Here is a 21093-nt window from a genome sequence, read left to right as displayed (position 1 = left end):
TATGGAATTGATGCAAGGCAAGGTAACGGAAGCAAAACCGAGACGTCTTGGGATCGGACAAAAGCTTGGACCACTCGCAGGATTGTTCGCGATCGTCCTCGTCGTCTCGATCATGGAACCGGACTTTTTAACACTGAATAATTTATTTAACATCTTACGGCAAGTCTCGATCAATGCCTTGATTGCCTTCGGGATGACGTTCGTCATTCTGACGGGTGGGATTGATTTATCAGTCGGTTCGATTCTCGCCCTCTCGTCCGCCTTCGTCGCGGGTCTGATGACGGACGGAACATCAGCGTTGATCGCTGTTCTTGCTGGGTTGATCGTCGGAGCTGTCATGGGTGCCTTAAACGGAATGGTCATCTCACTCGGGAAGGTCGCACCGTTCATCGCAACACTTGCGACGATGACGATCTTCCGGGGATTGACACTCGTCTATACGGACGGGAAACCAATCACTGGTCTGAGCCAAGGTGGCTGGTTCGAATTGTTCGGACGCGGTTACTTCTGGATTTTCCCGGTACCGGTTCTGACGATGTTGATCGCCTTCGCGGTTCTCTACTTCATCTTGAAGAAGACGACGTTCGGTCGTTACACGTATGCGATCGGTGGCAACGAAGAAGCAGCGAAGCTGATGGGGATTCAAGTCAATAAAGTCAAAATCATGATTTACTCACTCTCAGGCTTGATGGCAGCACTTGCCGGCATCATCCTGACGTCCCGTCTGAACTCGGCACAGCCGACGGCGGGGACATCGTACGAACTCGACGCCATCGCGGCGGTCGTCCTTGGTGGGACGAGCCTGTCAGGTGGTCGTGGCTGGATTGTCGGTACCTTGATTGGTGCCTTGATCATCGGAACACTGAACAATGGACTCAACTTGCTAGGTGTCTCCTCGTTCTTCCAACTCGTCGTCAAAGGTTTAGTCATTTTGTTCGCGGTACTCGCGGATCGGAAACAAGCAGCGTAACCCACACTCAAAAAGGAGGATTTACAGATGAAAAAACTACTTGCAGTCGTCATGATGGCATTAATGGTCTTCGCAGCAGCCTGTTCGACGGAACAGCCAGGCAGCAGCAATGGTGAAACGAAGAAAAAGACGAAGGACTTCAAGATTGGTCTTTCGATTTCAACCCTCAACAACCCATTCTTCGTCTCGTTAAAAGAAGGGGCAGAACAAGAAGCCAAAGCACAAGGCGCAACACTTCAAGTCGCGGATGCACAAGATGATGCAGCAAAACAAGCAAGCGATATCGAAGACATGGTTCAAAAGAAAGTCGATCTCATTTTGATCAACCCAACGGATTCAGCAGCAGTTGGCGCAGCCGTACAAACAGCGAACGATGCGAACATCCCCGTCATCACAGTTGACCGCAATGCAGAAGCAGGCGACGTCGTCGCACACATCGCGTCGGATAACGTCGCGGGTGGGAAACAAGCAGGTGAGTTCATGATCGAACTCGTCGGCGATAAAGCAAAAGTCGTTGAGCTCGAAGGAATTCCAGGAGCATCCGCAACACGCGACCGTGGGAAAGGGTTCCATGAAGCAGTCGACGGTAAACTCGACGTCGTCGCAAAACAAGCAGCAAACTTTGACCGGGCAAAAGGCTTGTCGGTCATGGAGAACATCCTTCAGAACAACAAAGACATCAAAGCCGTCTTCGCGCACAATGACGAGATGGCACTCGGTGCGGTTGAAGCATTAAAAGCAGCGGGTCTGAACGATGTTAAAGTCATCGGCTTCGATGCGACAGATGATGCCGTCAAAGCCGTCAAAGACGGAAAGATGGCAGGAACGATCGCTCAAAAACCGACTGAGATCGGGAAAATGGGTGTCGAGACAGCGATCAAGCACTTAAAAGGTGAAACAGTCGAGAAGAACATACCAGTCGACCTCGAATTGATCAAACAATAAGAAGACAGGACACCTGAGTCGACGATTCAGGTGTCTCTTTTCGTCGGGCAGAGCAGGCAGGAAAAAGTTCCTAAATCTATTCCTTGTTCCCGTACTTGTTTTTCTCTATAATGAAAGAAGCGTATATTACTGAAGGAGGATCATCGATGATCATTCATAACGTGGCTCTTGTCGGCCTCATCGTCGTTTCCGTTCTTCTCATCATCGTCGTTCTATTGATGTCGGGTCGTACGACTGGACTCGGAGCATTGACGGGTGGAGCAGAACAATTATTTGGTCGCCAAAAAGCTCGTGGCTTGGATGCGGTCCTAAATCGTGTGGCGTCTATCTTAGGAGCATTACTCTTCATCTTGGCGTTACTCGTCGCTTTTTATAAGTGAGCACTGAAACGACAGCCGTATGATCGCGCTGTCGTTTTTTGTATTTCTCGATATTCATTTTTTCCGGATATGGGGTATAGAGTTAGAGGGGGAATCATTTTATGAAAATCACTTTACCAAAACCATTCTTTTTCGAAGCCGGCCCACGTGCCGTTTTACTATTACACGGATTCACGGGATCGAGCGCGGATGTCCGCATCCTCGGTCGCTACTTGCAAAAACAAGGCTATACGTCCCTAGCACCACAATATAAAGGGCACGCTGCCCCACCCGAAGAGCTGACGAAGACCGGGCCAGCCGACTGGTGGCAGGATGTCCTTGCCGGATATCAGGAACTCGTCGATAAAGGTTATGACGAAATCGCCGTTTGTGGACTGTCGCTCGGTGGCGTCATGTCGTTGAAGTTATCGATGAACCGTCCGGTCAAAGCGGTCATCCCGATGTGTGCACCCGCCTACATCAAAAGTGAAGAAGTCATGTATGCAGGAGTCACCGAGTACGCACGAGAATTCAAGAAGCGAGAAGGCAAATCGCAAGAAGAGATCGATCACGAGATGGCGTCCTTCGAACCGATGCCGACCTTGAAGGACTTACAGGAACTGCTGCGTGAGACACGCGATTCGCTCGAGGACGTCTACGCACCGACGCTCGTCGTCCAAGCGCGCAACGATCACATGATCAACACCGACTCCGCGAACATCATCCATGATGGAGTCAGTGCCTTCCAAAAAGAGCTGATCTGGTATGAGAACTCAGGTCACGTCATTACGCTCGACAAAGAAAAAGACCAGCTCCACTCTGACATCTTGGACTTCCTGGAGTCATTGAACTGGAGCAAGTAACTGGAGGTGTCACGTTGGAATTACGTGAACGAATACTAACGGTCATCACGACGGAAGAACGTCCGTTGTCGATTGATCAATTAACGAAAAAGCTAGAACTAGCGGATACGGAAGCATTCAAGGAATTGATCCGGACGCTAAACGCAATGGAAGACGAAGGGTTGATCGCCCGGACACGCTCGAACAAGTACGGAACGCTTGCGCAGATCGGTCAAGTCACAGGGAAGATTTCCGTCCACCAACGCGGATTCGGTTTCGTCTCACCGGAAGACGGTTCAGAAGGCGACATCTTCTTGCCGGCACCGGAACTGAAGAACGTCTATAACGGCGACCGTGTCCTCGTCAAAGTGTTTGCCGAGTCAAACGGCGGCGACCGTCGTGAAGGGAAACTGCTCAAGATTCTCTCACGCGGACCAGCCGATTTCGTCGGCACGTTCGTCAGTCCCAAAGGACGGATCGAATCGATCGCCTACATCGAACCAGATGATACGAAGCTGACGTTCTTACCGGTCGTTGCGAACGACGCCGATACACTCGGTGCCGTCGATGGCCATAAAGTCCTCGCCCGGATCACGAAGTATCCAGACGGTCGCTACGCCGGAACAGCGAAAGTCTTGAAAATCATCGGTCACAAGAATGACCCAGGCGTCGATATTTTGTCGATCGTCCATAAGCACGGCATCAATGTCGACTTCTCACCGGAAGCGATCGCTGAAGCGAACGCTGTACCGGATCAGATCGATGAGAAGGATTTAGTCGGACGCGTCGATCTACGGAACGAATTGACGGTGACGATTGACGGGGCGGACGCAAAAGACCTCGATGATGCGGTTCACGTCAAGAAATTAGCGAACGGTAACTTCGAGCTTGGTGTCCACATCGCCGACGTCTCGCATTACGTCAAAGAAGATTCAGCACTCGACGAAGAAGCGCGTGAGCGCGGAACGAGTGTTTATCTCGTCGACCGCGTCATCCCGATGATTCCGCACCGTCTATCGAACGGGATCTGCTCGCTCAACCCGCACGTTGATCGTTTGACGCTCAGCTGTATCATGGAAATCGATGCGAACGGTGCTGTCGTCAACCATGAGATATTCCAGAGTGTCATCAAGACGACGGAACGAATGACGTACACGGACGTCCGGAAAATCGTTGAACGTGAAGACGAGGAAGTGATCGCGAAGTACCAGGATCTCGTCGAGTACTTCGACAAGATGGCGGAACTCGCAGCAATCCTACGTGAACGCCGCTCGCGTCGTGGGGCAATCAACTTCGACTTCCCAGAAGCGAAGGTCCTCGTCAACGAAGAAGGCAAGACGAGCGAGATCATCCTCCGGGAACGGTCGGTTGCTGAGAAGCTGATCGAAGAGTTCATGCTTGCAGCGAACGAAACGGTCGCGGAGCACATCCAGCGTCAAAAACTGCCGTTCATGTACCGGATCCACGATGAGCCAAAAGCAGAACGTCTCGATACGTTCTTCAAGTTCATCGGTAACTTCGGGATCAATGTCGAACGCAAAGGGGAGTCAGTCGCACCGAAAACGTTGCAATCGATTCTGAATGCGGTCGAAGGCGAACCAGAAGAAGCCGTCGTCAGTACGGTCATGCTCCGTTCGCTCCAACAAGCGAAATACGACATCGAACCAATCGGTCACTTCGGTCTGTCGACGGACTACTACACGCACTTCACGTCACCGATCCGTCGTTACCCAGACTTGATGGTTCACCGTCTGCTGCGTGAATATGTCATATATAACGACAAATCACAAAAGACGCAAGACCGTTATTCGGAGATTTTACCGGAAATCGCCGATCATTCGTCAAAACGCGAGCGTCGCGCGGTTGATGCAGAGCGGGAAACGAACGCCTTGAAGAAAGCCGAGTATATGGAGCAACACATCGGTGAGACGTTTGAAGGTGTCGTCAGTGGCGTGACGAACTTCGGGATGTTCGTCGAATTGCCGAACACGATCGAAGGACTCGTCCACATCCAAGCGATGACGGATGACTTCTACCGCTACGATGAAGCGAACTATCAGCTGATCGGTGAGCGGACGAAGCAACAGTTCCGGATCGGGGATGTCGTCGAGATCAAGGTCACGAACGTCAACATCGATGAACGGACGATTGACTTCAGCGTCGTTGGGATGCCAGAGCGACAACCGAAGAAACGGTTTGAGTCGAAGACGATCCGCTCAAGCGGTGGACGTCCGGGACAAAAACGCGACGACAAGAAGAAGGACGATCGTCGTGGCAAGAAACGGTCGGGTAAGAGCGACCAAAGCAAGGGAAAAGGATTCTCGTTAAAGAATAAGAAAGATAAACCGCCATTCCATAAGGCGGTCTCGAATAAGAAACGGAAGCGCAAATAAGCGCTTCCGCATCGGAAATGTGGTGAATGAACATGCCAAAGGGAACAGATTCGAAAGTCTTAGCAAACAACAAACGGGCCTCGTTCGATTATGCGATCGAGGATACGATTGAAGCCGGTCTCGTCTTGACGGGAACGGAAATCAAATCGGTCCGTAAAGGAAAGATCAGTATCGGCGACGCGTTCGTCCGGTTCGACGGGGGAGAAGCGATTCTTTGGAACTCGAACATCGCCCACTTCGAACAGGGGAACCGGTACAACCATGAGCAACTCCGCCCGCGGAAGCTGTTGCTGCACAAGAAACAGATTGCGAACTTGATCGGTGCGGTCTCACGCGATGGTTATACGATTGTTCCGCTCAAAGTCTATATCAAGAACGGGTACGCAAAATGCTTGATCGGACTCGGACGCGGGAAGAAGAAATTCGATAAACGTGACGACCTGAAGAAGAAGGATGCGAAGCGTGATATCGATCGAGCACTACGCGATAAGCAAAAGTATTGAACCCGTAACACTTTTCTGCTAGAATATTAGTATTCGGAAAGCCCCAATTTTATATCTTGGGGACGTTACGGATTCGACGGGGGTAGTTCGGTCTTCTGTGGCGTGTCGAGGGGTCGGCCTCGTTAAAACGCACCAGCCATAACTGGCAAAACTAACACACAACTCGCAGCAGCTTAATTGCCGCTACGGATCCTAGCAGCCGTCGCCTGGTCGGCTGATTTCTAGGGTCTCACTTTAAACAGGCTACGCTTGGACCCTTCCGTCTGGAGGGAAAGAGAAGAGATGGAATCAGACTGGTCGGACGGACGCCTGTCAATTGGCAGCCTGACGACGAGATCCCAATAAATTGACTACACACGTAGAAGCTTAAGTATACGATGCCTTCGGACGTGGGTTCGACTCCCACCGTCTCCATACGACGAAATCAGTGGATTTCAAAAAAGTACTTGAATCTCATTAAATGGGTTCAAGTACTTTTTAGTATAAAAAACTATTTATAAATATTAGAAATAAAATAAAAAATTAATAAGGAGAACAAAATATGAAATTTGGTCAAACAATTAAAATGTTTTTAATTGATGGTAATTCTGATGGCAGATTAACGTGTGAGTTGTCAAATTGGACTGGTCTCGCTTATAGAATTCCACGTACTGAAGTTAAAAAATGTAATGATCGCCCTAATTTAAATTCAACTGGAATTTATATGTTGTTCGGTCGAAACGAAGAAGATGAAGAAGCAGTTTATATTGGTGAGGCTGAAGAAGTGTATAATCGTCTTCAAGATCATTTACGTGAAAAAGATTTTTGGAATGAAGTGATTGTGTTTATTAGTAAAGATGAGAACTTGAATAAAGCACATATTAAATATTTGGAGAACAAATTGTATCATAAAGCAAAAAAAGCAAACCGTTATAAAATCGTAAACGGTAATATTCCCCCGATGCCTTCTATCTCTGAAGCAGATCGTGCTGAAATGAATACTTTTAGTGAGAATGTTGAAATGTTGGTAAATATGTTAGGACATAAATTATTCTCAGAAGTTCAAAAGAATATCGATACTGAGAATGAGAACGTTCTATACTTAAAAAGCTCAAGAGGTGCCGACAGTACGGGGGTTCAAACATCAGAAGGGTTCGTTGTTTTTAAAAACTCAAAAATTGCGTCAGAAGTTGTCAATTCATTCTCGGAACGATTGAAAGTTAAAAGAAAAGAATTAATTGACTCTAATAAAGTTCAAATAATTGATGGAGAATACATAGTAATCGAAGACTTATTGTTTTCGAGTCCTTCATTAGCAGCTGATATTGTGACGGGCAGAAGTGCCAATGGATTAGTCGAATGGAAGAATAAACATGGAGTTATTTTAAAGAATTTATCTTGATTTTTTACTTTCTATAATGTTGGAATAGAGTAAAAATAGGCTGTAATATTGTAAAAAAAGGAGCTGACACCTATGATACGACGCGCCACGTTGATGGACGGAAAAGCCTTATCGGACTTGATGCGACGCATTGATCGGGAAACGAAATATATGTTGTATGAGCCGGAAGAACGCGTCCTGTCAACGGAACAGGCGGAGGCGTTCATCGAGAAGTTCGGTCAGGCTGCGAACTCGGACATCTTCGTCGTGGATGTCGACGAGCAACTCGTCGGTTATGTGCTCGTCGTTGGTGGTGAGCCGAGTCGGATTCGTCACCGGGCGAATCTTGTCATTGGCTTGCTTGACGCCTACACAGGTCGTGGACTCGGTGCAGGTCTACTTGAAGCGGTGGATGCCTTTGCGATTGAAGCAGGACTTATCCGACTCGAGTTGACGGTTCGCAAGGATAACTTGCGGGCAATCGAGCTCTATCATAAGTTTGGCTTTAACATCGAAGGAACACGCATCGCGTCACTCTTCATCGATGGGGAATACGTCGATGAACTGGCGATGTCGAAAATCTATACGACGGAAGAATCCTAAAAAAGATGCTCCGTGGACTTATCTCTGAAAAGAGACGAGCCCATGAGCATCTTTTTTATTGCGATATTTTATGTTGTTCGAAATCAATCTCCAGGACGTTTTTCGCATAATCCTTACCCCAGTCATACATCGCATCTAAAATCGGCATTAAGCTATGACCGTGCGGTGTCAACGAGTATTCGACCTTCGGTGGTACGACCGGATAGACTTCCCGATGAATGATATGGTGTTCCTCGAGTTCGCGCAGTTGATTGACGAGCATCCGTTGCGTGATCCCAGGCATCAGACTTTTCAGTTCCCCGAAGCGTTTCGTTCCTTCCTTGCCTAAGTGCCAAAGAATGAGCATCTTCCATTTGCCCCCGATGATCGAGAGGGTCAATTCCTTCTCACAGTTAAACTGACGGTCTTCAAAATGTGGCATTGATCCACCTCCTGCTCCAGTATAGTCTTTCTTCCGGTCGACAGTATACTTTTCTGCACTATGTATGAAAAACCGCACTATGTAAATTAAAAGTGCGTACTTCTCAAGAATGCTCCTGCGGATTATATTTAGTCGTGTTCCTTCATGAACGTCGGAAGGAAGTGTCAGGTACGACAATACAGAGAAGAATGGGAGAGATACAAAATGAAATTACAACTCGCGATTGATTTAGTCGATACAGCAGGTGCGATCGCTTTAGTCAAAGAAATCGGAGAAGACAATTTAGATATCGTTGAGATCGGCACACCGGTCGTCATCAACGAAGGGCTCCGTGCCGTCAAAGAAATGAAAGCCGCGTTCCCGAACTTAACGGTCCTCGCTGACTTGAAGATCATGGACGCTGCTGGCTACGAAGTCAGCCAAGCTGTCGCACATGGTGCCGACATCGTGACGATCCTTGGGGCAGCGGAAGACATGTCAATCAAAGGGGCAGTCGAAGAAGCGAAAAAATCAGGTAAACAGATTCTCGTCGACATGATTGCCGTGAAAGATATCGCAACACGTGCGAAAGAACTCGATGCGTTAGGCGTCGACTACATCTGTGTCCACACAGGTTACGATCTCCAAGCAGTCGGTCAAAACTCGTTCGAGGATCTCGCAACAATCAAGTCAGTTGTGACAAATGCAAAAACAGCTGTTGCGGGTGGCATCAAGATGGAGACGTTACCGGAAGTCATCGCAGCACGTCCTGACCTGATCATCGTCGGTGGCGGGATCACGGGACAAGATGATAAACAAGAGACAGCGTCAACGATGCACCGGATGCTGCAAGAGGCGTAAATGACACACATTCAAACGATTATCGAAGAGCTGACTTCGACTGTCGAAGCAATCGATGCGACGGAGACAAAAGAACTGGCAGACGCTGTGCTGCAAGCGAACCGAATTTTTCTCGCAGGAGCCGGTCGCTCCGGCTTGATGGGGAAAGCGTTCGTCATGCGGCTGATGCACATGGGACTCGATGCTTATGTCGTCGGCGAGACGGTCACGGCGAACTTACGTGAGGGTGACGTGTTAATCGTCGGTTCCGGATCGGGTGAGACAAAAACATTGGTACCAATCGTCGAGAAAGCACAGCAACTCGGTGGAACGGTTGCCATTGTCACGATCAATCCGACGTCAACGTTAGCGCGATTAGCCGACTTAGTCGTCCAACTGCCCGGAGTTCCGAAAGAACGAACGGCATCAGCGGACGAGACGGTGCAACCAATGGGCTCGTTGTTCGAACAGACGATGTTGTTGTTCTATGATGCCTTGATTCTGCAGATCATGGAAGACAAACAGCTCGATTCGCAAACGATGTACGGGAAACACGCCAACTTAGAGTGATGCACACGAAATAGATTAGTTCTCTTCAATAGAAGAGGGCTAGTCTGTTTTTGTCTGTAGATCTTTCACGTGTGAATGCGTATTAATCAGAAATTCTCCTTTCCTTCTTTTCGTAATCTTCTTGAAGACTTACTCGCGAAGCATGCGATACTGAAAGAAAGGAAAAAAGAGGAAAAGGAGATTGTCATGCGATTTCAACGGATTGGTGTAATCAGTGTATTACTCGCTGCAAGTATCTTGACCGGTTGTATGGAATCAGACCAAAGTCCGCCTTTGAATCAGCTTAGAACGCACTGGATCGAGGATAATACTGCTGAAGATGTAAATAATCCCGATGCCATCGTACAACGAATTAAAGCGAAGGACTTTTCAGAACAGGATTCGTTTGAAGCGGATTTCCGTCATCATGTGACGTTTTACTTTAAAGATGGAACAAAAGCGTACCCGACTGAACGCGATATCTGGAGCAGTATCGTTGTCGGAAATCATGCTTACGTAACGCTGCATTACCCAAAAGGAGCAGATCGTCTTGCTGTATTAGAGTATACCAAGCAAGAGAAGAACTGGATGTTAGGAGGCGTCTTATATGACGACGTTCAAAACATTAAGAAGAGTAGTTCTGCTCGCGGCTTGAATTTACCGTTCTCGACATTCCAAGCGATTATGAGTAGTTCGACTCCTAATGGGGACGATAGCATCTGGTTTTTCCACACGAAGTCTCAAACGATTCTGCTAACCGTCGTTCCGAAGCAAGACGTTCAAGGCGAGGGGTGGAAGCAAACGACACTTGCGAACGGACAGACGGCTTATTTCGAGCAGAAACAAGGGAGAGCAAACCTCTATTACGTCGAGGACAATCAAATCGTCCTCCTGTCCGGTAACGTGTCGCTAGCACATTTAAAAAAAATAGCACGATCGATTGCTCCTGTCGACGCTACTGATTTCCCGTATTCTTAAATAAAAAAATCCGGACGCTGCGGCATCCGGATTTTTGTTTACCATTTGAAATCAAAATCAGCACCGACATCTTTTGCAAGATGGGCATCTGATCCATAGACGAGCGGAATCGATAACGACTGCGTGACTTGCAGGAGTTCCGGGTAAGGATAGGAAAGACCACATAACGGCTTTCGGAGTCCTGCCGTGTTGACGTCGAGTGTGAAGTTCGCCTGACGGATCTTCCGTAACGTGTCGTCGAGGTTCGCTGGGTTCGATTCGAGCGGATAGGCTTGGATGAACTTCGTCGGTAACGTCAAGTGACCGAGTCGCTTCGGTTGGTGTGCACCGAGGTCCGTCATGACGAGGGCTTGGATGCCTTCATAATACCGTTCGTGGACGGCGGTAACGCTTCCGAGTTTCGTGACGATCTCACCGAAACTTTCCTTGCTGAAGTCGACGCCGTAATACTGATCATCGATGTATAAGTAATGCAATGAGAGAATCCCGTCGGTCAAAACGTCAGCGTAGCGAGCGATGATGTCACGCGTACCGTCGACATGTCCTTCCCAGTAGTCGAATTCCATCCCGATTCGGATGTCGATCTGATTCTTGTATGTCTCGCGGAGTTGCGTCAATTCCTTCAGGTAGGCATCGGCTGTCGCGAACGACATCCCGGAATCATTATCTGGCGCAGGATCCGTCACACCTTCAGGTAAAGGGGCATGTTCCGTGAAGCTGATCCGTTCTAAGCCTTGCTCTAAGGCACGCTCGATGTAGGCTTCAAGTGGATCCTTCGTACCGTGTGGACAATATGGACTGTGGACGTGACCGTCCCATTTCAATAATTGCATGATAAACCCTCCGATTTTTAGAATTGGCAAGCAAAGCGATTGACAATGTGCCCGAAACGCGGTATCTTATCGTTAAATAATTTAGCGTGGTACAGTGATAATAAGATAAAGGAGTGGGAGTATGCAATCATTTTCTACGATTCGACTCAAGGATGGAGCGACGGATTACGTCGGTGCCTCAGCAACGCGGCTTCAACGGGTCATCCGTCAGCTCGAAGATGGACTCGAACAATCTAACTATACCCGATTAATCACCCCCTTAATTGAGGAAATCGGTGGACGGGAACAGATTCGGATAGATTTTACGACTAGTGTCGCGCGTGCCCTCAGCGAACGTGGTCGCGAACAATATAAACGTGTCTTCTACAGCGGCTCGGTCTTTCAACCGAAAGAGAAGTTCCAAGTCGGGTTCGAAGAACGGGGACAAATCGCAGAAGTCGAAGCAATTCAACTCGCGGTCCGACTCGTCGAAGAACTGACAGGAAAAGAAGTCACACTCTCAATCGGCGATGCCGGTCTAATCGAGCATTTGATTGAGACGCGTGTCGGTGATCACCACTTACGCGACCAAGTGACGCAGATGCTCCGTTTACGTAACGTCATCGAACTGAAGCGAATCGCGGGTCAACTCGATGATGCCTTACTTGCGAAACTTCCTTTATTATTCGGACGTGAAGGGGCAGAAACGATCTTACCGTACGTCGACGAAACACGACTCAATGCCGTGCTTGATCTCGCGGAAGCCGTTAATGCCGATCTCGACTTCGGTCAAATGGGCTTACAGACGTACTACGACGGGATCACGATTCATGGTTTCATCGAAGGTGTGACGGAACCCGTCCTCGTCGGTGGACGCTACGACCGGCTCTATGAACAATTCGGACAAGAACAACAGGCGTTCGGCATCGGATTCTCGGTCGAACGGTTGGCGGAGGTGCTCTAAATGCGAATCGGAATTACGAAAGGACGGCTGTCGAAAGCGACAGAACGTTATTTAAAAGAAGCTGGCGTCGAGACATGGGGAGCCATCGAACGCGAACTAATCGTCAAACGGGGCGAGCACGAATTCGTCTTTATGAAAGGATCGGACTTGATCCCGTACGTCGCTCAAGGAGTTCTCGATGTTGCAATCACCGGCAGTGACATCTTACTCGAATCGGATCAAGAACTATCGGAACTCGCAGAATTACCGTTCGGAGTCTGCCGGATGTCCGTCTGTGCGAAGGAGCCTTTGCAATTCGAAGGCGGACGCCGCGTCCGGATTGCGACGAAGTATCCGGTCATCGCAAAACGCTACTTCAGCGAACTCGGTGTCGACGTCGACATCGTACCGTTGAACGGTTCGGTCGAGTTGGCACCGTTACTCGGACTTGCTGACGCAATCGTCGATATCGTCGAGACGGGTGAGACGTTACGGGCGAACGGACTAAACGAATACGAAAAAATCATCGATATTAGCGCTCGGTTCTTTACGAGCGAATGGACGTTAAAACGGAAGCGGGTTGAAGTCATCCGCTTGCTCGAGCAATTGACAGAAGGAGTGACACGATCATGACACCGACAAAACCTTTCAGCATCGATCGCGACACGGAACTCGCGGTCCGTGCGATTCTCGAACGCGTCGCAACAGACGGTGACGCTGCTGTCCGCGATTACACGAACCAATTCGATCAGGTCGATCTCGAAGATTTCCGTCTCAGTGAAACACGGATCACGCAAGCGTTCGAACAGGCAGACGCCAACTTGATCGACTCGTTGAAGTTGATGGCGACACGGCTCGTCGAGTGGCATGAACAAGAACTGCCGTCTGACATCGAACTCGTCGAAGCAGACGTGACACGACGTCAACGCTTCGTTCCTGTTGATTCGGTTGGGATCTATGTACCAGGTGGTGCGGCAAGTTATCCATCGACGGTCTTGATGAACGCGATTCCAGCGAAAGTTGCCGGAGTCGAACGCGTCGTCATGGTAACGCCGATGACGAACTTAAGTGACGAGGTTCTTGTTGCGGCACGCATCGCTGGTGTGACAGAAATTTATACGATTGGTGGAGCGCAAGCTGTCGCCGCGCTGACATTCGGAACAGAAAGTATCCAAGCCGTCGATTTGATCGTCGGACCAGGGAACCGCTTCGTCGCTGAAGCCAAACGCCAAGTCTACGGGATCGTTGGCATCGACTCAGTTGCTGGTCCATCGGAAGTTGTCGTCATCGCGGACGAAACAGCGCATCCGGACCGGATCGCAGCCGATTTACTTGCCCAAGCCGAACACGACCGTGACGCTGTCGCGATCGCCTTCGTGCCAACGGAAGAAATGAAACAAGCTGTGGATGCAGAGATCGAGCGACGCTTACAGCAATTGCCGCGTCAAGAGATTGCCCGTCGTGCGATGGAAAACGGTGGCGTCTTCGTTGCTCCACTCGAGACAGCAATCGAAGAAGCGAATCGCCTCGCAGCGGAGCACTTGGAACTTGCCGTTGCCAATCCACAAGAAGTCGTCAAATCGATCCGTCACGCCGGGATGATCTTCCTCGGTCACGAGACACCGGAAACGCTCGGCGATTATGTCGCCGGAACGAACCACGTCTTGCCGACATCCGGCACAGCCCGTTTTGCGTCTGGATTATCAGCGCGGACGTTCCTGCGTCACCAGACGATGCTCGAAGCCACACGCGCAGGCGTACAACGTCTCGCGAACGCAGCGAAGACCGTTGCCCGAGTCGAAGGACTCGAAGCACACGCACAAGCCATCGAAGTGAGGGAAGACTAATGCGATTACACCAAAACGAACGATTCACGACCCACAGTCCAGTCGGGATTGAAGCGATCCAGGAATTGATCGCAACGTTCCCTTTAAATGAATATCCTGTCGAGATCATCGACCAAGTCAAGGCATCGTACGCGACGTACGCCGGTGTCCGTCCGACGCAACTCGTCGCCGGAAACGGCTCGGATGAGCTGATCGGCTACTTATGTGCCCGCTACGGCGGACCTGGGATGCCGGTCATCGCCTCGGAACCTGACTTCGTCATGTATCAGTTCTATGCTGATCGGGCACGGGCACCGTTTGAACGCGTGCCGTTACTGGACGAGATGGCGCTTGACGTTGAGGGATTGATCGCAGCACCGGGTGAAATCATCTTCTTGAGTCACCCGCACAATCCGTCCGGAGTCCTTCGCAAGGAAGCAGACATCCGTCGTTTGCTCGACAGTGGCAAATACGTCGTCATCGATGAGGCGTATATCGACTTTGCGCTCGAGCAGTCGATGCTTCATCTATTAGAAGAGTATCCGAAAGCGATCATCTTACGGACACTCTCAAAAGCGTTCGGACTCGCATCGCTTCGACTTGGTTTTGTCATCGCGAGTGAACAGATCATCGAAGAAATCGAACAGATTAAATCACCGTATAACGTCTCTGGTCTATCAGCAGCTGTCGGCATCACCATCATGGCAGAACCGGAACTCGATCGGGTCTTAGACGAAACGTATGCGAGCCGTGAAGCAATCGAACGAATTCTCGCGCCAATTGGCAAGACATATCCCAGTGCGGCGAATTTCGTCTACGTCGAGTATCCGGAAGCCGAACGCTTTACGCAGCGTTGTGCTGACGCCGGATTACGGATCCGTCTGTTTAACCAGGCATTCCGTGTCAGTTGTGGATCACCAGAAGCAATGCAAGTATTAGAAACGTGTGTAGAGGAGGAATTACGATGCGGCGTGGCGCAAGCGAACGAGTAAGTGCAGAGTCAGACATCAAGGTTGAGGTCGATCTCGCAGGAGGTCCGGTTGAGATTAAGACGGGTGTCGGTTTCTTTGATCATATGTTGACGTTATTCGCCTTCCAGGCCCGGATTGGTCTGAAGGTAACAGCCAAAGGTGATACGTGGATCGATGCCCATCACACGGTCGAAGATACAGCGATCGTCCTCGGGGCAGCATTGACGGAAGCGCTCGGCGATAAAGCCGGGATTGAACGCTACGGTGAATCGCGTGTACCGATGGACGAGGCACTCGCGTCGGTCGTGCTCGACTTCAGCGGTCGTCCGTTCACAGTCTTCCGTGCTAGTTTCAAGAATCCGAAGCTCGGTGACTTTGATACGGAACTCGCAGAAGAGTTCTTCCAAGGCTTATCCCGGAGTGCCCGGATGACGATTCATGCCGAAGTCTTATATGGTTCAAACACACACCACATGATCGAAGGGTTGTTCAAAGCACTCGGTCGGGCCGTCCGTCAGGCAGTTGCCGTGACGAGCGAAGGCGTACCGTCTACGAAAGGGTTGATTGATCAATGATAGCAATCGTCGATTATGGCGTCGGAAATATCGCGAACGTCGAGCGGGCGTTAAAGGAGCTCGGCGAAGCAGTCATCGTTACGAGTGACACGGAGTTGCTCGACCAAGCGGAAGCACTTGTCTTACCGGGTGTCGGTGCTTATGCACCGGCAATGGAGCGCTTGAAAGAAACGGGACTGGTCGACTTCTTAAAAGAACAAGCCGAAAAGAAGCCGTTCCTCGGGATTTGCCTCGGGATGCAACTGCTCTTTGAATCGAGTGACGAAGATGGACTGACGGAAGGTCTCGGCATCTTACCGGGAACGATTGAAAAATTACCGAGCGACGTCCGCTTGCCGCACATGGGTTGGCACCAGCTGACGAACCATGGCGAAGCCGTCTATTTCGTCCACTCGTACGGTGCCGTCTGTGATGCAGAATGGATCGTCGATTCGGTCGAATACGGACGCCTCGTCCCAGCGATCGTCCAAAAAGGACAAGTCACGGGGATGCAGTTCCACCCGGAAAAGAGTGGCGAAGTCGGATTGAAACTACTGAAGGAATGGAGAGAGACGACATGCAACTCTACCCAGCAATCGATTTAATGAGCGGACAGGCGGTGCGCCTGAAGCAAGGAGATTTTGACCAACAGACATTCTTCGGTGATGCACTGACGATCGCGAAGCGCTTCAAAGAAGATGGGGCAACAGCGATCCACTTGATCGATCTTGACGGCGCGAAAGCCGGTGAACCGTTGCACTTGAATTTGATTGCCGACATCAAAAAAGAAACCGGGTTGTTCGTGGAAGCCGGTGGTGGTGTCCGTAACATCGAGACCGTCGAAGCGTACGTCGGTGCCGGAATCGACCGGATTCTCGTCGGCACGGTCGCTCTTGAAGACGAAGCGTTACTTGAGCAGATGATTGCCCTCGCTGGTGATAAACTGGCTGTAGCCTTGGATGCAAAAGAAGGCATCGTCCAGACACGCGGCTGGCTCGAAGCGAGCGGTTGGACGCTCGAAGAGGCAATGACGCACTTGATTGGTAAAGGCATCAAGACGTTCCTGTATACGGATATTTCGCGTGACGGAATGATGATTGGACCAGACGTTGATGGACTCGATCGGTTGAAACGGGAAGGGGTCGAATTGATCGCTTCCGGTGGTGTGACGACAGTTGACGACGTCGCGCGTCTGAAAGAAATCGGGATGGACGGAGCCGTCGTCGGTCGGGCGTTACTTGACGGATCACTCGCCTTAAAAGAGGTGTTACGCGTATGTTGATGAAACGGATCATTCCCTGTCTTGACGTCAAGGAAGGTCGTGTCGTCAAAGGGGTCAAATTCCAGAACTTACGCGATCTCGGTGACCCGGTCGCCGTCGCAAAGTACTATTACGAGCAAGGAGCAGATGAACTCGTCCTGCTCGATATCTCAGCAACGCAAGAAGGGCGCGAGACGATGCTTGATATCGTCGAACGCGTTGCGGAAGTCATTTACATGCCGTTTACGGTTGGTGGCGGAATCAAGACGATCGAAGACGCAAAACGGTTGATTCGTGCCGGGGCTGATAAAGTCTCGCTCAACTCGTCGGCGCTTCAAAATCCGCAACTGATTCAAGAAGTCAGCCGCCTGTTCGGTGTCCAAGCGACGGTCGTCGCGATCGATGCCAAGCAGACCGGCGACTCATGGGGAGTCTTCTCACACGGTGGCACACAACCGGTCGGACGTGACGCAATCGAATGGGCACAGGAAGCCGTTGCGCTTGGTGCCGGCGAGTTACTCGTCACGTCAATGGATGCTGACGGCACGAAGGACGGGTATGATCTCGCCTTGATCCGTCGTCTACGTGAAGTCGTCAATGTGCCGATCATCGCTTCCGGTGGGGTCGGAACGCTCGATCACTTAGCAGAAGGGTTGGAAGCAGGCGCTGACGCGGCTCTTGCTGCTTCAATCTTCCATGAAGCGACATACACGATGCCGGAAACGAAAGCCTACCTCAAAGAACGGGGAGTCGAAGTCCGATGACGACATTGAATTTTTCAAAAGGACTCGTCGCTGCCGTTGTCGTCGACGAGCAGACGAACGATGTCTTGATGGTCGGCTTCATGGACCAAGCCGCTTATGATAAGACGCTTGCGACCGGTCTTGTCACCTTCTTCTCACGGACGAAGAATCGTCTCTGGACAAAGGGGGAGACGAGCGGGAATACGCTTGAGCTCAAACGGATGTGGATCGATTGTGATCAGGATAGTCTCTTGATCGCAGTCAAAGCGAACGGTCCGACATGCCATACCGGAAATCGCAGTTGTTTCTATACGGAAGTGGAGGTGCCAAATGTTATACGAACTGGAACAGACCGTCAAAGCGAAGATTGAGGCAAAGGAAGCAGAATCCTATACGAACTATTTGATTGCTTCCGGATACGAGAAGATCGCGAAGAAGTTCGGTGAAGAGGCGTTTGAAGTTGTCCTCGCCGGTAACGATACGTTAGCAGAAGAGACAGCAGACTTGTTGTACCACCTAACGGTCTTGCTTGCTGACCGCGGTGTCTCCTTCAAAGAAGTCGAAGCCGTCCTCAATGAGCGTCACGGAACAAAATCGACGTTCAAGGATCGCCCGGATATTGAACAGTGGTAAACAGAATCCATATCGCATACGCGATGTGGATTTTTTTGATAGAGAAATGGGAAAAGACAAACAGATGACGGTTGTCATCAAATCGACAGAATCTTTCAATAGGCATGCTGTCTCGTAAGGGCGTATAATCAAACACATAGTCGTATGTTTTTCAATCAGAAAGTAGGTGTTCGATTGGTTACAAAAAAAGAACTTAAGCAAACGATCAAGCAACAATCGAAAGAAACGATCGAAGAGCTGCTCGCAAAAGGTGATTCCTTGAAAGAGGAAATCGCCAGTGCCATTACACACGGATTGGGTGTCATTTTCAGTATCGTCGCGCTGGTCCTATTGATTTTGCAGGCGACGAAATCAGGTAGCGCTTGGAACGTCACCGCTGTCAGTATCTTCGGGGCAACGATGATTCTCCTTTATCTGTTCTCGACCTTGATGCATTCGCTGATGCATACGAAAGCAAATAAGGTTCTACAAATTTTAGATCATGCTGGTATCTATCTGTTGATTGCCGGTAGTTATACACCGTTCGCCTTGATCACGCTCCGTGGTCCGCTCGGCTGGACATTACTTGGGATCGTTTGGGGTGTCGGGACACTCGGTATCATCTGGAAGCTCTATTCGACCGGTAAATACGTTTGGATCTCGAATGCGTCTTACCTGATTCTCGGCTGGTGTTGTCTGTTTGCGATCAAGCCGATCTATGAAGCGCTCGGGTTACAAGGATTCTTATTGCTCCTCGGTGGTGGACTTGCTTACTCACTCGGCGTCATCTTCTACGTCTGGGCACGCTTGCCGTATAACCACGCGATTTGGCATCTGTTCGTCCTCGCTGGCAGTATCTTGATCTTCCTATCGATTTTCTATTACGTTGCTCCGGCGACGATGTCATGAAGAAACTACGGCTCCGGGACTGGCTCCCGCTCACGCTGTATTTTATGTTTGGACTTGGATTGCTCCTGTACTTCCGGATGTCTGGAATGCTGGAGCAATTCGACATTCAAGCATTATCGGATTGGGTACGGGATCAAGGTCTGACCGGGATGTTGCTTTACGTGCTCGCCTACACTGTCCGACCACTCGTCTTTTTCCCGGCGAGCTTGCTTACGTTATTTGGTGGGTATACGTACGGACCGTGGCTCGGAACGTTACTTGATGTTATTGGTGCTGGTACCGGCGGTTTGCTCAGCTTTTGGATCGCTCGATTGCTCGGTCGCCGTGGCGTCGAGAAGTTGATTGGAAAAGGGAAGCTGAACGTACTCGACGAACGGATTGCGACGAACGGTTTCCTCGTCGTGCTCGTCGTTCGGTTGATTCCACTATTTCCGTTTGACGCGATCAGCTACGCGTCTGGATTATCGAAAATCCGCTTTAAACAGTTCGCTATCGCCAACTATCTCGGGATCATTCCCGGTGCGTTCGTTTACAACAATATCGGCTCAAGCCTTCGTGATCCGTTCTCCTGGCAATTTTTCGTTGCGATCGGACTATATGTCCTATTCTTTGCCGTAGGACTTGTTGCTCAACGGATTCTCAAAAATAAACGAAATAAAGAGCGTATGTAAGCGCTTTATGGCATAATATGAGTGCAGAGATGTGAACCGATACGGTAAAACAGCCTAGCATTTATTTAGGGGGAATCATGAGTGATGGAAAAAGTACTACGGGATGGTTTTATCTTCTTATCGCAAAACAAGACATTGAACGGTCTCGCCAAGCGATACGGGCTTAAATTCGGAGCAAGTCGCTTCGTGGCAGGGGATTCATTGGAAGCATCAAAACGGGCGATCCAGGAATTGAACGCAAAAGGGTTATGCGTCACGATGGACCATTTAGGGGAGTTCATCTCGACGGTGGCTGAAGCAGAGATGATGACACAGGAATGTATTCGTGCGGTAGAGATGATTGCGGAAGAAAAATTAGACTCGCAACTCTCGTTGAAACTGACATCACTCGGACTCGATATTTCGGACGACTTGATCCGCTCGAACATGGAACGGATCTTAACACGAGCGAAAGAACTTGGTGTCTTCGTCACAATCGACATGGAAGATGAGCCACGTTGTGAAAAGACGATTCAATTGTTTGAAGAATTGCGCCAATCTTTCGATAACATCGGAACGGTCATCCAGTCGTATCTCTACCGGTCGGAAGATGATATCAAACGTGTCGGACGTTTCGAAACGAATCTCCGAATCGTCAAAGGAGCATACAAAGAGCCGGCAACGGTGGCGTTCCCAGAAAAAGAAGACGTCGATCACAACTACATCAAGCTCGTGAAATTACAATTATCACTCGGAAACTATGCTGCCGTCGCAACGCATGACGATGCGATGATCGAGCAAGTTATCCGTTACGCTAAAGAAAACGGGATTGAAAAAGACCAGTTCGAATTCCAGATGTTATTCGGTATCCGTGTCGAGCGTCAACTCGAACTCGTCAAACAAGGCTATAAAGTCCGCGTCTACGTCCCTTATGGACGTGACTGGTACGGTTACTTCATGCGCCGCTTAGCAGAACGACCGGCAAACGTTGCCTTCGTTCTTAAAGGGATGGTTAAAGGATAAGAAAAGAAGGCGATGCAACGTTGCATCGTCTTTTTTTGATTTAGAGA

At 49.9% G+C, this 21093-nt stretch carries 24 protein-coding genes, 1 other RNA gene and 1 pseudogene; 24 read left to right on the top strand and 2 right to left on the bottom strand.

Going from position 1 to position 21093, the window contains the following annotated elements; genetic code table 11:
- Position 1 precedes the first annotated feature (1 nt).
- The 9 genes from rbsC (at position 2) to ESP131_RS15195 (ending at position 7975) form a co-directional block, all read left to right on the top strand.
- The gene (gene rbsC / locus ESP131_RS15235; RefSeq protein WP_050678685.1) at positions 2–970 is read left to right on the top strand and encodes a ribose ABC transporter permease; all 969 of its coding nucleotides are present in this window, start codon (positions 2–4) and stop codon (positions 968–970) included.
- Positions 971–997: 27 nt separating this feature from the next.
- Positions 998–1915: a ribose ABC transporter substrate-binding protein RbsB gene (rbsB, locus tag ESP131_RS15230; RefSeq protein WP_069940920.1), complete on the top strand. Its 918-nt coding sequence runs from the start codon at positions 998–1000 to the stop codon at positions 1913–1915.
- A 146-nt stretch (positions 1916–2061) separates the two neighbouring features.
- Positions 2062–2295, top strand: a complete 234-nt coding sequence (secG, locus tag ESP131_RS15225; protein ID WP_023469201.1) for a preprotein translocase subunit SecG — start codon at positions 2062–2064, stop codon at positions 2293–2295.
- 101 nt (positions 2296–2396) lie between these two features.
- Complete coding sequence (locus ESP131_RS15220) at positions 2397–3137, top strand: alpha/beta hydrolase (RefSeq protein WP_023469200.1); 741 nt, start codon at positions 2397–2399, stop codon at positions 3135–3137.
- 14 nt (positions 3138–3151) lie between these two features.
- The gene (gene rnr, locus ESP131_RS15215) at positions 3152–5509 is read left to right on the top strand and encodes a ribonuclease R (RefSeq protein WP_069940919.1); all 2358 of its coding nucleotides are present in this window, start codon (positions 3152–3154) and stop codon (positions 5507–5509) included.
- 32 nt (positions 5510–5541) lie between these two features.
- Complete coding sequence (gene smpB / locus ESP131_RS15210; RefSeq protein ID WP_029342464.1) at positions 5542–6012, top strand: SsrA-binding protein SmpB; 471 nt, start codon at positions 5542–5544, stop codon at positions 6010–6012.
- 58 nt (positions 6013–6070) lie between these two features.
- Positions 6071–6429: a transfer-messenger RNA gene (gene ssrA / locus ESP131_RS15205) on the top strand.
- A 124-nt stretch (positions 6430–6553) separates the two neighbouring features.
- Positions 6554–7393 carry a GIY-YIG nuclease family protein gene (locus ESP131_RS15200; RefSeq protein ID WP_069940918.1) on the top strand — a complete coding sequence of 280 codons (840 nt, stop codon included), beginning with the start codon at positions 6554–6556 and terminating at the stop codon, positions 7391–7393.
- A 72-nt stretch (positions 7394–7465) separates the two neighbouring features.
- Positions 7466–7975 carry a GNAT family N-acetyltransferase gene (locus ESP131_RS15195; RefSeq protein ID WP_023469196.1) on the top strand — a complete coding sequence of 170 codons (510 nt, stop codon included), beginning with the start codon at positions 7466–7468 and terminating at the stop codon, positions 7973–7975.
- A 55-nt stretch (positions 7976–8030) separates the two neighbouring features.
- Here the strand turns inward: ESP131_RS15195 and ESP131_RS15190 are convergent, their stop codons facing one another.
- A complete protein-coding gene (locus ESP131_RS15190; protein WP_069940917.1) occupies positions 8031–8396 on the bottom strand; it encodes a transcriptional activator HxlR in 366 nt (121 codons plus the stop codon).
- A gap of 204 nt (positions 8397–8600) precedes the next feature.
- On the opposite strand from ESP131_RS15190, the gene hxlA reads away from it, so the two are divergent.
- The 3 genes from hxlA (at position 8601) to ESP131_RS15175 (ending at position 10742) form a co-directional block, all read left to right on the top strand.
- Complete coding sequence (gene hxlA / locus ESP131_RS15185) at positions 8601–9236, top strand: 3-hexulose-6-phosphate synthase (RefSeq protein WP_023469194.1); 636 nt, start codon at positions 8601–8603, stop codon at positions 9234–9236.
- The gene (gene hxlB / locus ESP131_RS15180) at positions 9237–9785 is read left to right on the top strand and encodes a 6-phospho-3-hexuloisomerase (protein ID WP_069940916.1); all 549 of its coding nucleotides are present in this window, start codon (positions 9237–9239) and stop codon (positions 9783–9785) included.
- Positions 9786–9971: 186 nt separating this feature from the next.
- The gene (locus tag ESP131_RS15175; protein ID WP_069940915.1) at positions 9972–10742 is read left to right on the top strand and encodes a hypothetical protein; all 771 of its coding nucleotides are present in this window, start codon (positions 9972–9974) and stop codon (positions 10740–10742) included.
- Between the two features lie 38 nt (positions 10743–10780).
- Here ESP131_RS15175 and hisJ read toward each other — a convergent pair whose 3' ends face one another.
- Positions 10781–11575, bottom strand: a complete 795-nt coding sequence (gene hisJ, locus ESP131_RS15170; protein ID WP_047393353.1) for a histidinol-phosphatase HisJ — start codon at positions 11573–11575, stop codon at positions 10781–10783.
- Positions 11576–11696: 121 nt separating this feature from the next.
- Between hisJ and ESP131_RS15165 the strand changes: the two genes are divergently transcribed.
- The 12 genes and pseudogenes from ESP131_RS15165 (at position 11697) to ESP131_RS15105 (ending at position 21046) form a co-directional block, all read left to right on the top strand.
- The gene (locus ESP131_RS15165; protein ID WP_069940914.1) at positions 11697–12518 is read left to right on the top strand and encodes an ATP phosphoribosyltransferase regulatory subunit; all 822 of its coding nucleotides are present in this window, start codon (positions 11697–11699) and stop codon (positions 12516–12518) included.
- Positions 12519–13130: an ATP phosphoribosyltransferase gene (hisG, locus tag ESP131_RS15160; RefSeq protein ID WP_023469189.1), complete on the top strand. Its 612-nt coding sequence runs from the start codon at positions 12519–12521 to the stop codon at positions 13128–13130.
- Positions 13127–14344: a histidinol dehydrogenase gene (gene hisD, locus ESP131_RS15155; RefSeq protein WP_035405944.1), complete on the top strand. Its 1218-nt coding sequence runs from the start codon at positions 13127–13129 to the stop codon at positions 14342–14344. The genes hisG and hisD overlap by 4 nt, the downstream gene beginning before the upstream one ends.
- Entirely contained in the window at positions 14344–15315 is a 972-nt protein-coding gene (locus tag ESP131_RS15150; protein WP_047393367.1) for a pyridoxal phosphate-dependent aminotransferase, read from the top strand. Before hisD ends, ESP131_RS15150 begins: the two co-directional genes overlap by 1 nt.
- The gene (hisB, locus tag ESP131_RS15145; RefSeq protein ID WP_047393370.1) at positions 15288–15869 is read left to right on the top strand and encodes an imidazoleglycerol-phosphate dehydratase HisB; all 582 of its coding nucleotides are present in this window, start codon (positions 15288–15290) and stop codon (positions 15867–15869) included. Before ESP131_RS15150 ends, hisB begins: the two co-directional genes overlap by 28 nt.
- Entirely contained in the window at positions 15866–16453 is a 588-nt protein-coding gene (gene hisH / locus ESP131_RS15140) for an imidazole glycerol phosphate synthase subunit HisH (protein ID WP_047393374.1), read from the top strand. Before hisB ends, hisH begins: the two co-directional genes overlap by 4 nt.
- Entirely contained in the window at positions 16426–17130 is a 705-nt protein-coding gene (hisA, locus tag ESP131_RS15135) for a 1-(5-phosphoribosyl)-5-[(5-phosphoribosylamino)methylideneamino]imidazole-4-carboxamide isomerase (RefSeq protein WP_069940913.1), read from the top strand. The genes hisH and hisA overlap by 28 nt, the downstream gene beginning before the upstream one ends.
- Entirely contained in the window at positions 17124–17873 is a 750-nt protein-coding gene (gene hisF / locus ESP131_RS15130; protein WP_023469183.1) for an imidazole glycerol phosphate synthase subunit HisF, read from the top strand. Before hisA ends, hisF begins: the two co-directional genes overlap by 7 nt.
- A pseudogene (gene hisIE, locus ESP131_RS16955) lies at positions 17870–18485 on the top strand (bifunctional phosphoribosyl-AMP cyclohydrolase/phosphoribosyl-ATP diphosphatase HisIE). The gene hisF and the pseudogene hisIE overlap by 4 nt, the downstream one beginning before the upstream one ends.
- A gap of 228 nt (positions 18486–18713) precedes the next feature.
- A complete protein-coding gene (gene trhA, locus ESP131_RS15115) occupies positions 18714–19373 on the top strand; it encodes a PAQR family membrane homeostasis protein TrhA (protein ID WP_047393972.1) in 660 nt (219 codons plus the stop codon).
- The gene (locus tag ESP131_RS15110; RefSeq protein ID WP_047393377.1) at positions 19370–20044 is read left to right on the top strand and encodes a TVP38/TMEM64 family protein; all 675 of its coding nucleotides are present in this window, start codon (positions 19370–19372) and stop codon (positions 20042–20044) included. The genes trhA and ESP131_RS15110 overlap by 4 nt, the downstream gene beginning before the upstream one ends.
- Before the next feature lie 84 nt (positions 20045–20128).
- Positions 20129–21046, top strand: a complete 918-nt coding sequence (locus ESP131_RS15105) for a proline dehydrogenase family protein (RefSeq protein ID WP_029342446.1) — start codon at positions 20129–20131, stop codon at positions 21044–21046.
- Positions 21047–21093 lie beyond the last annotated feature (47 nt).

Source organism: Exiguobacterium sp. U13-1 (assembly GCF_001750115.1).
GTDB lineage: Bacteria > Bacillota > Bacilli > Exiguobacteriales > Exiguobacteriaceae > Exiguobacterium_A > Exiguobacterium_A acetylicum.
Note: the sequence above shows the minus strand (reverse complement) of the source record. Positions and strands in the feature narration are given on the sequence as shown.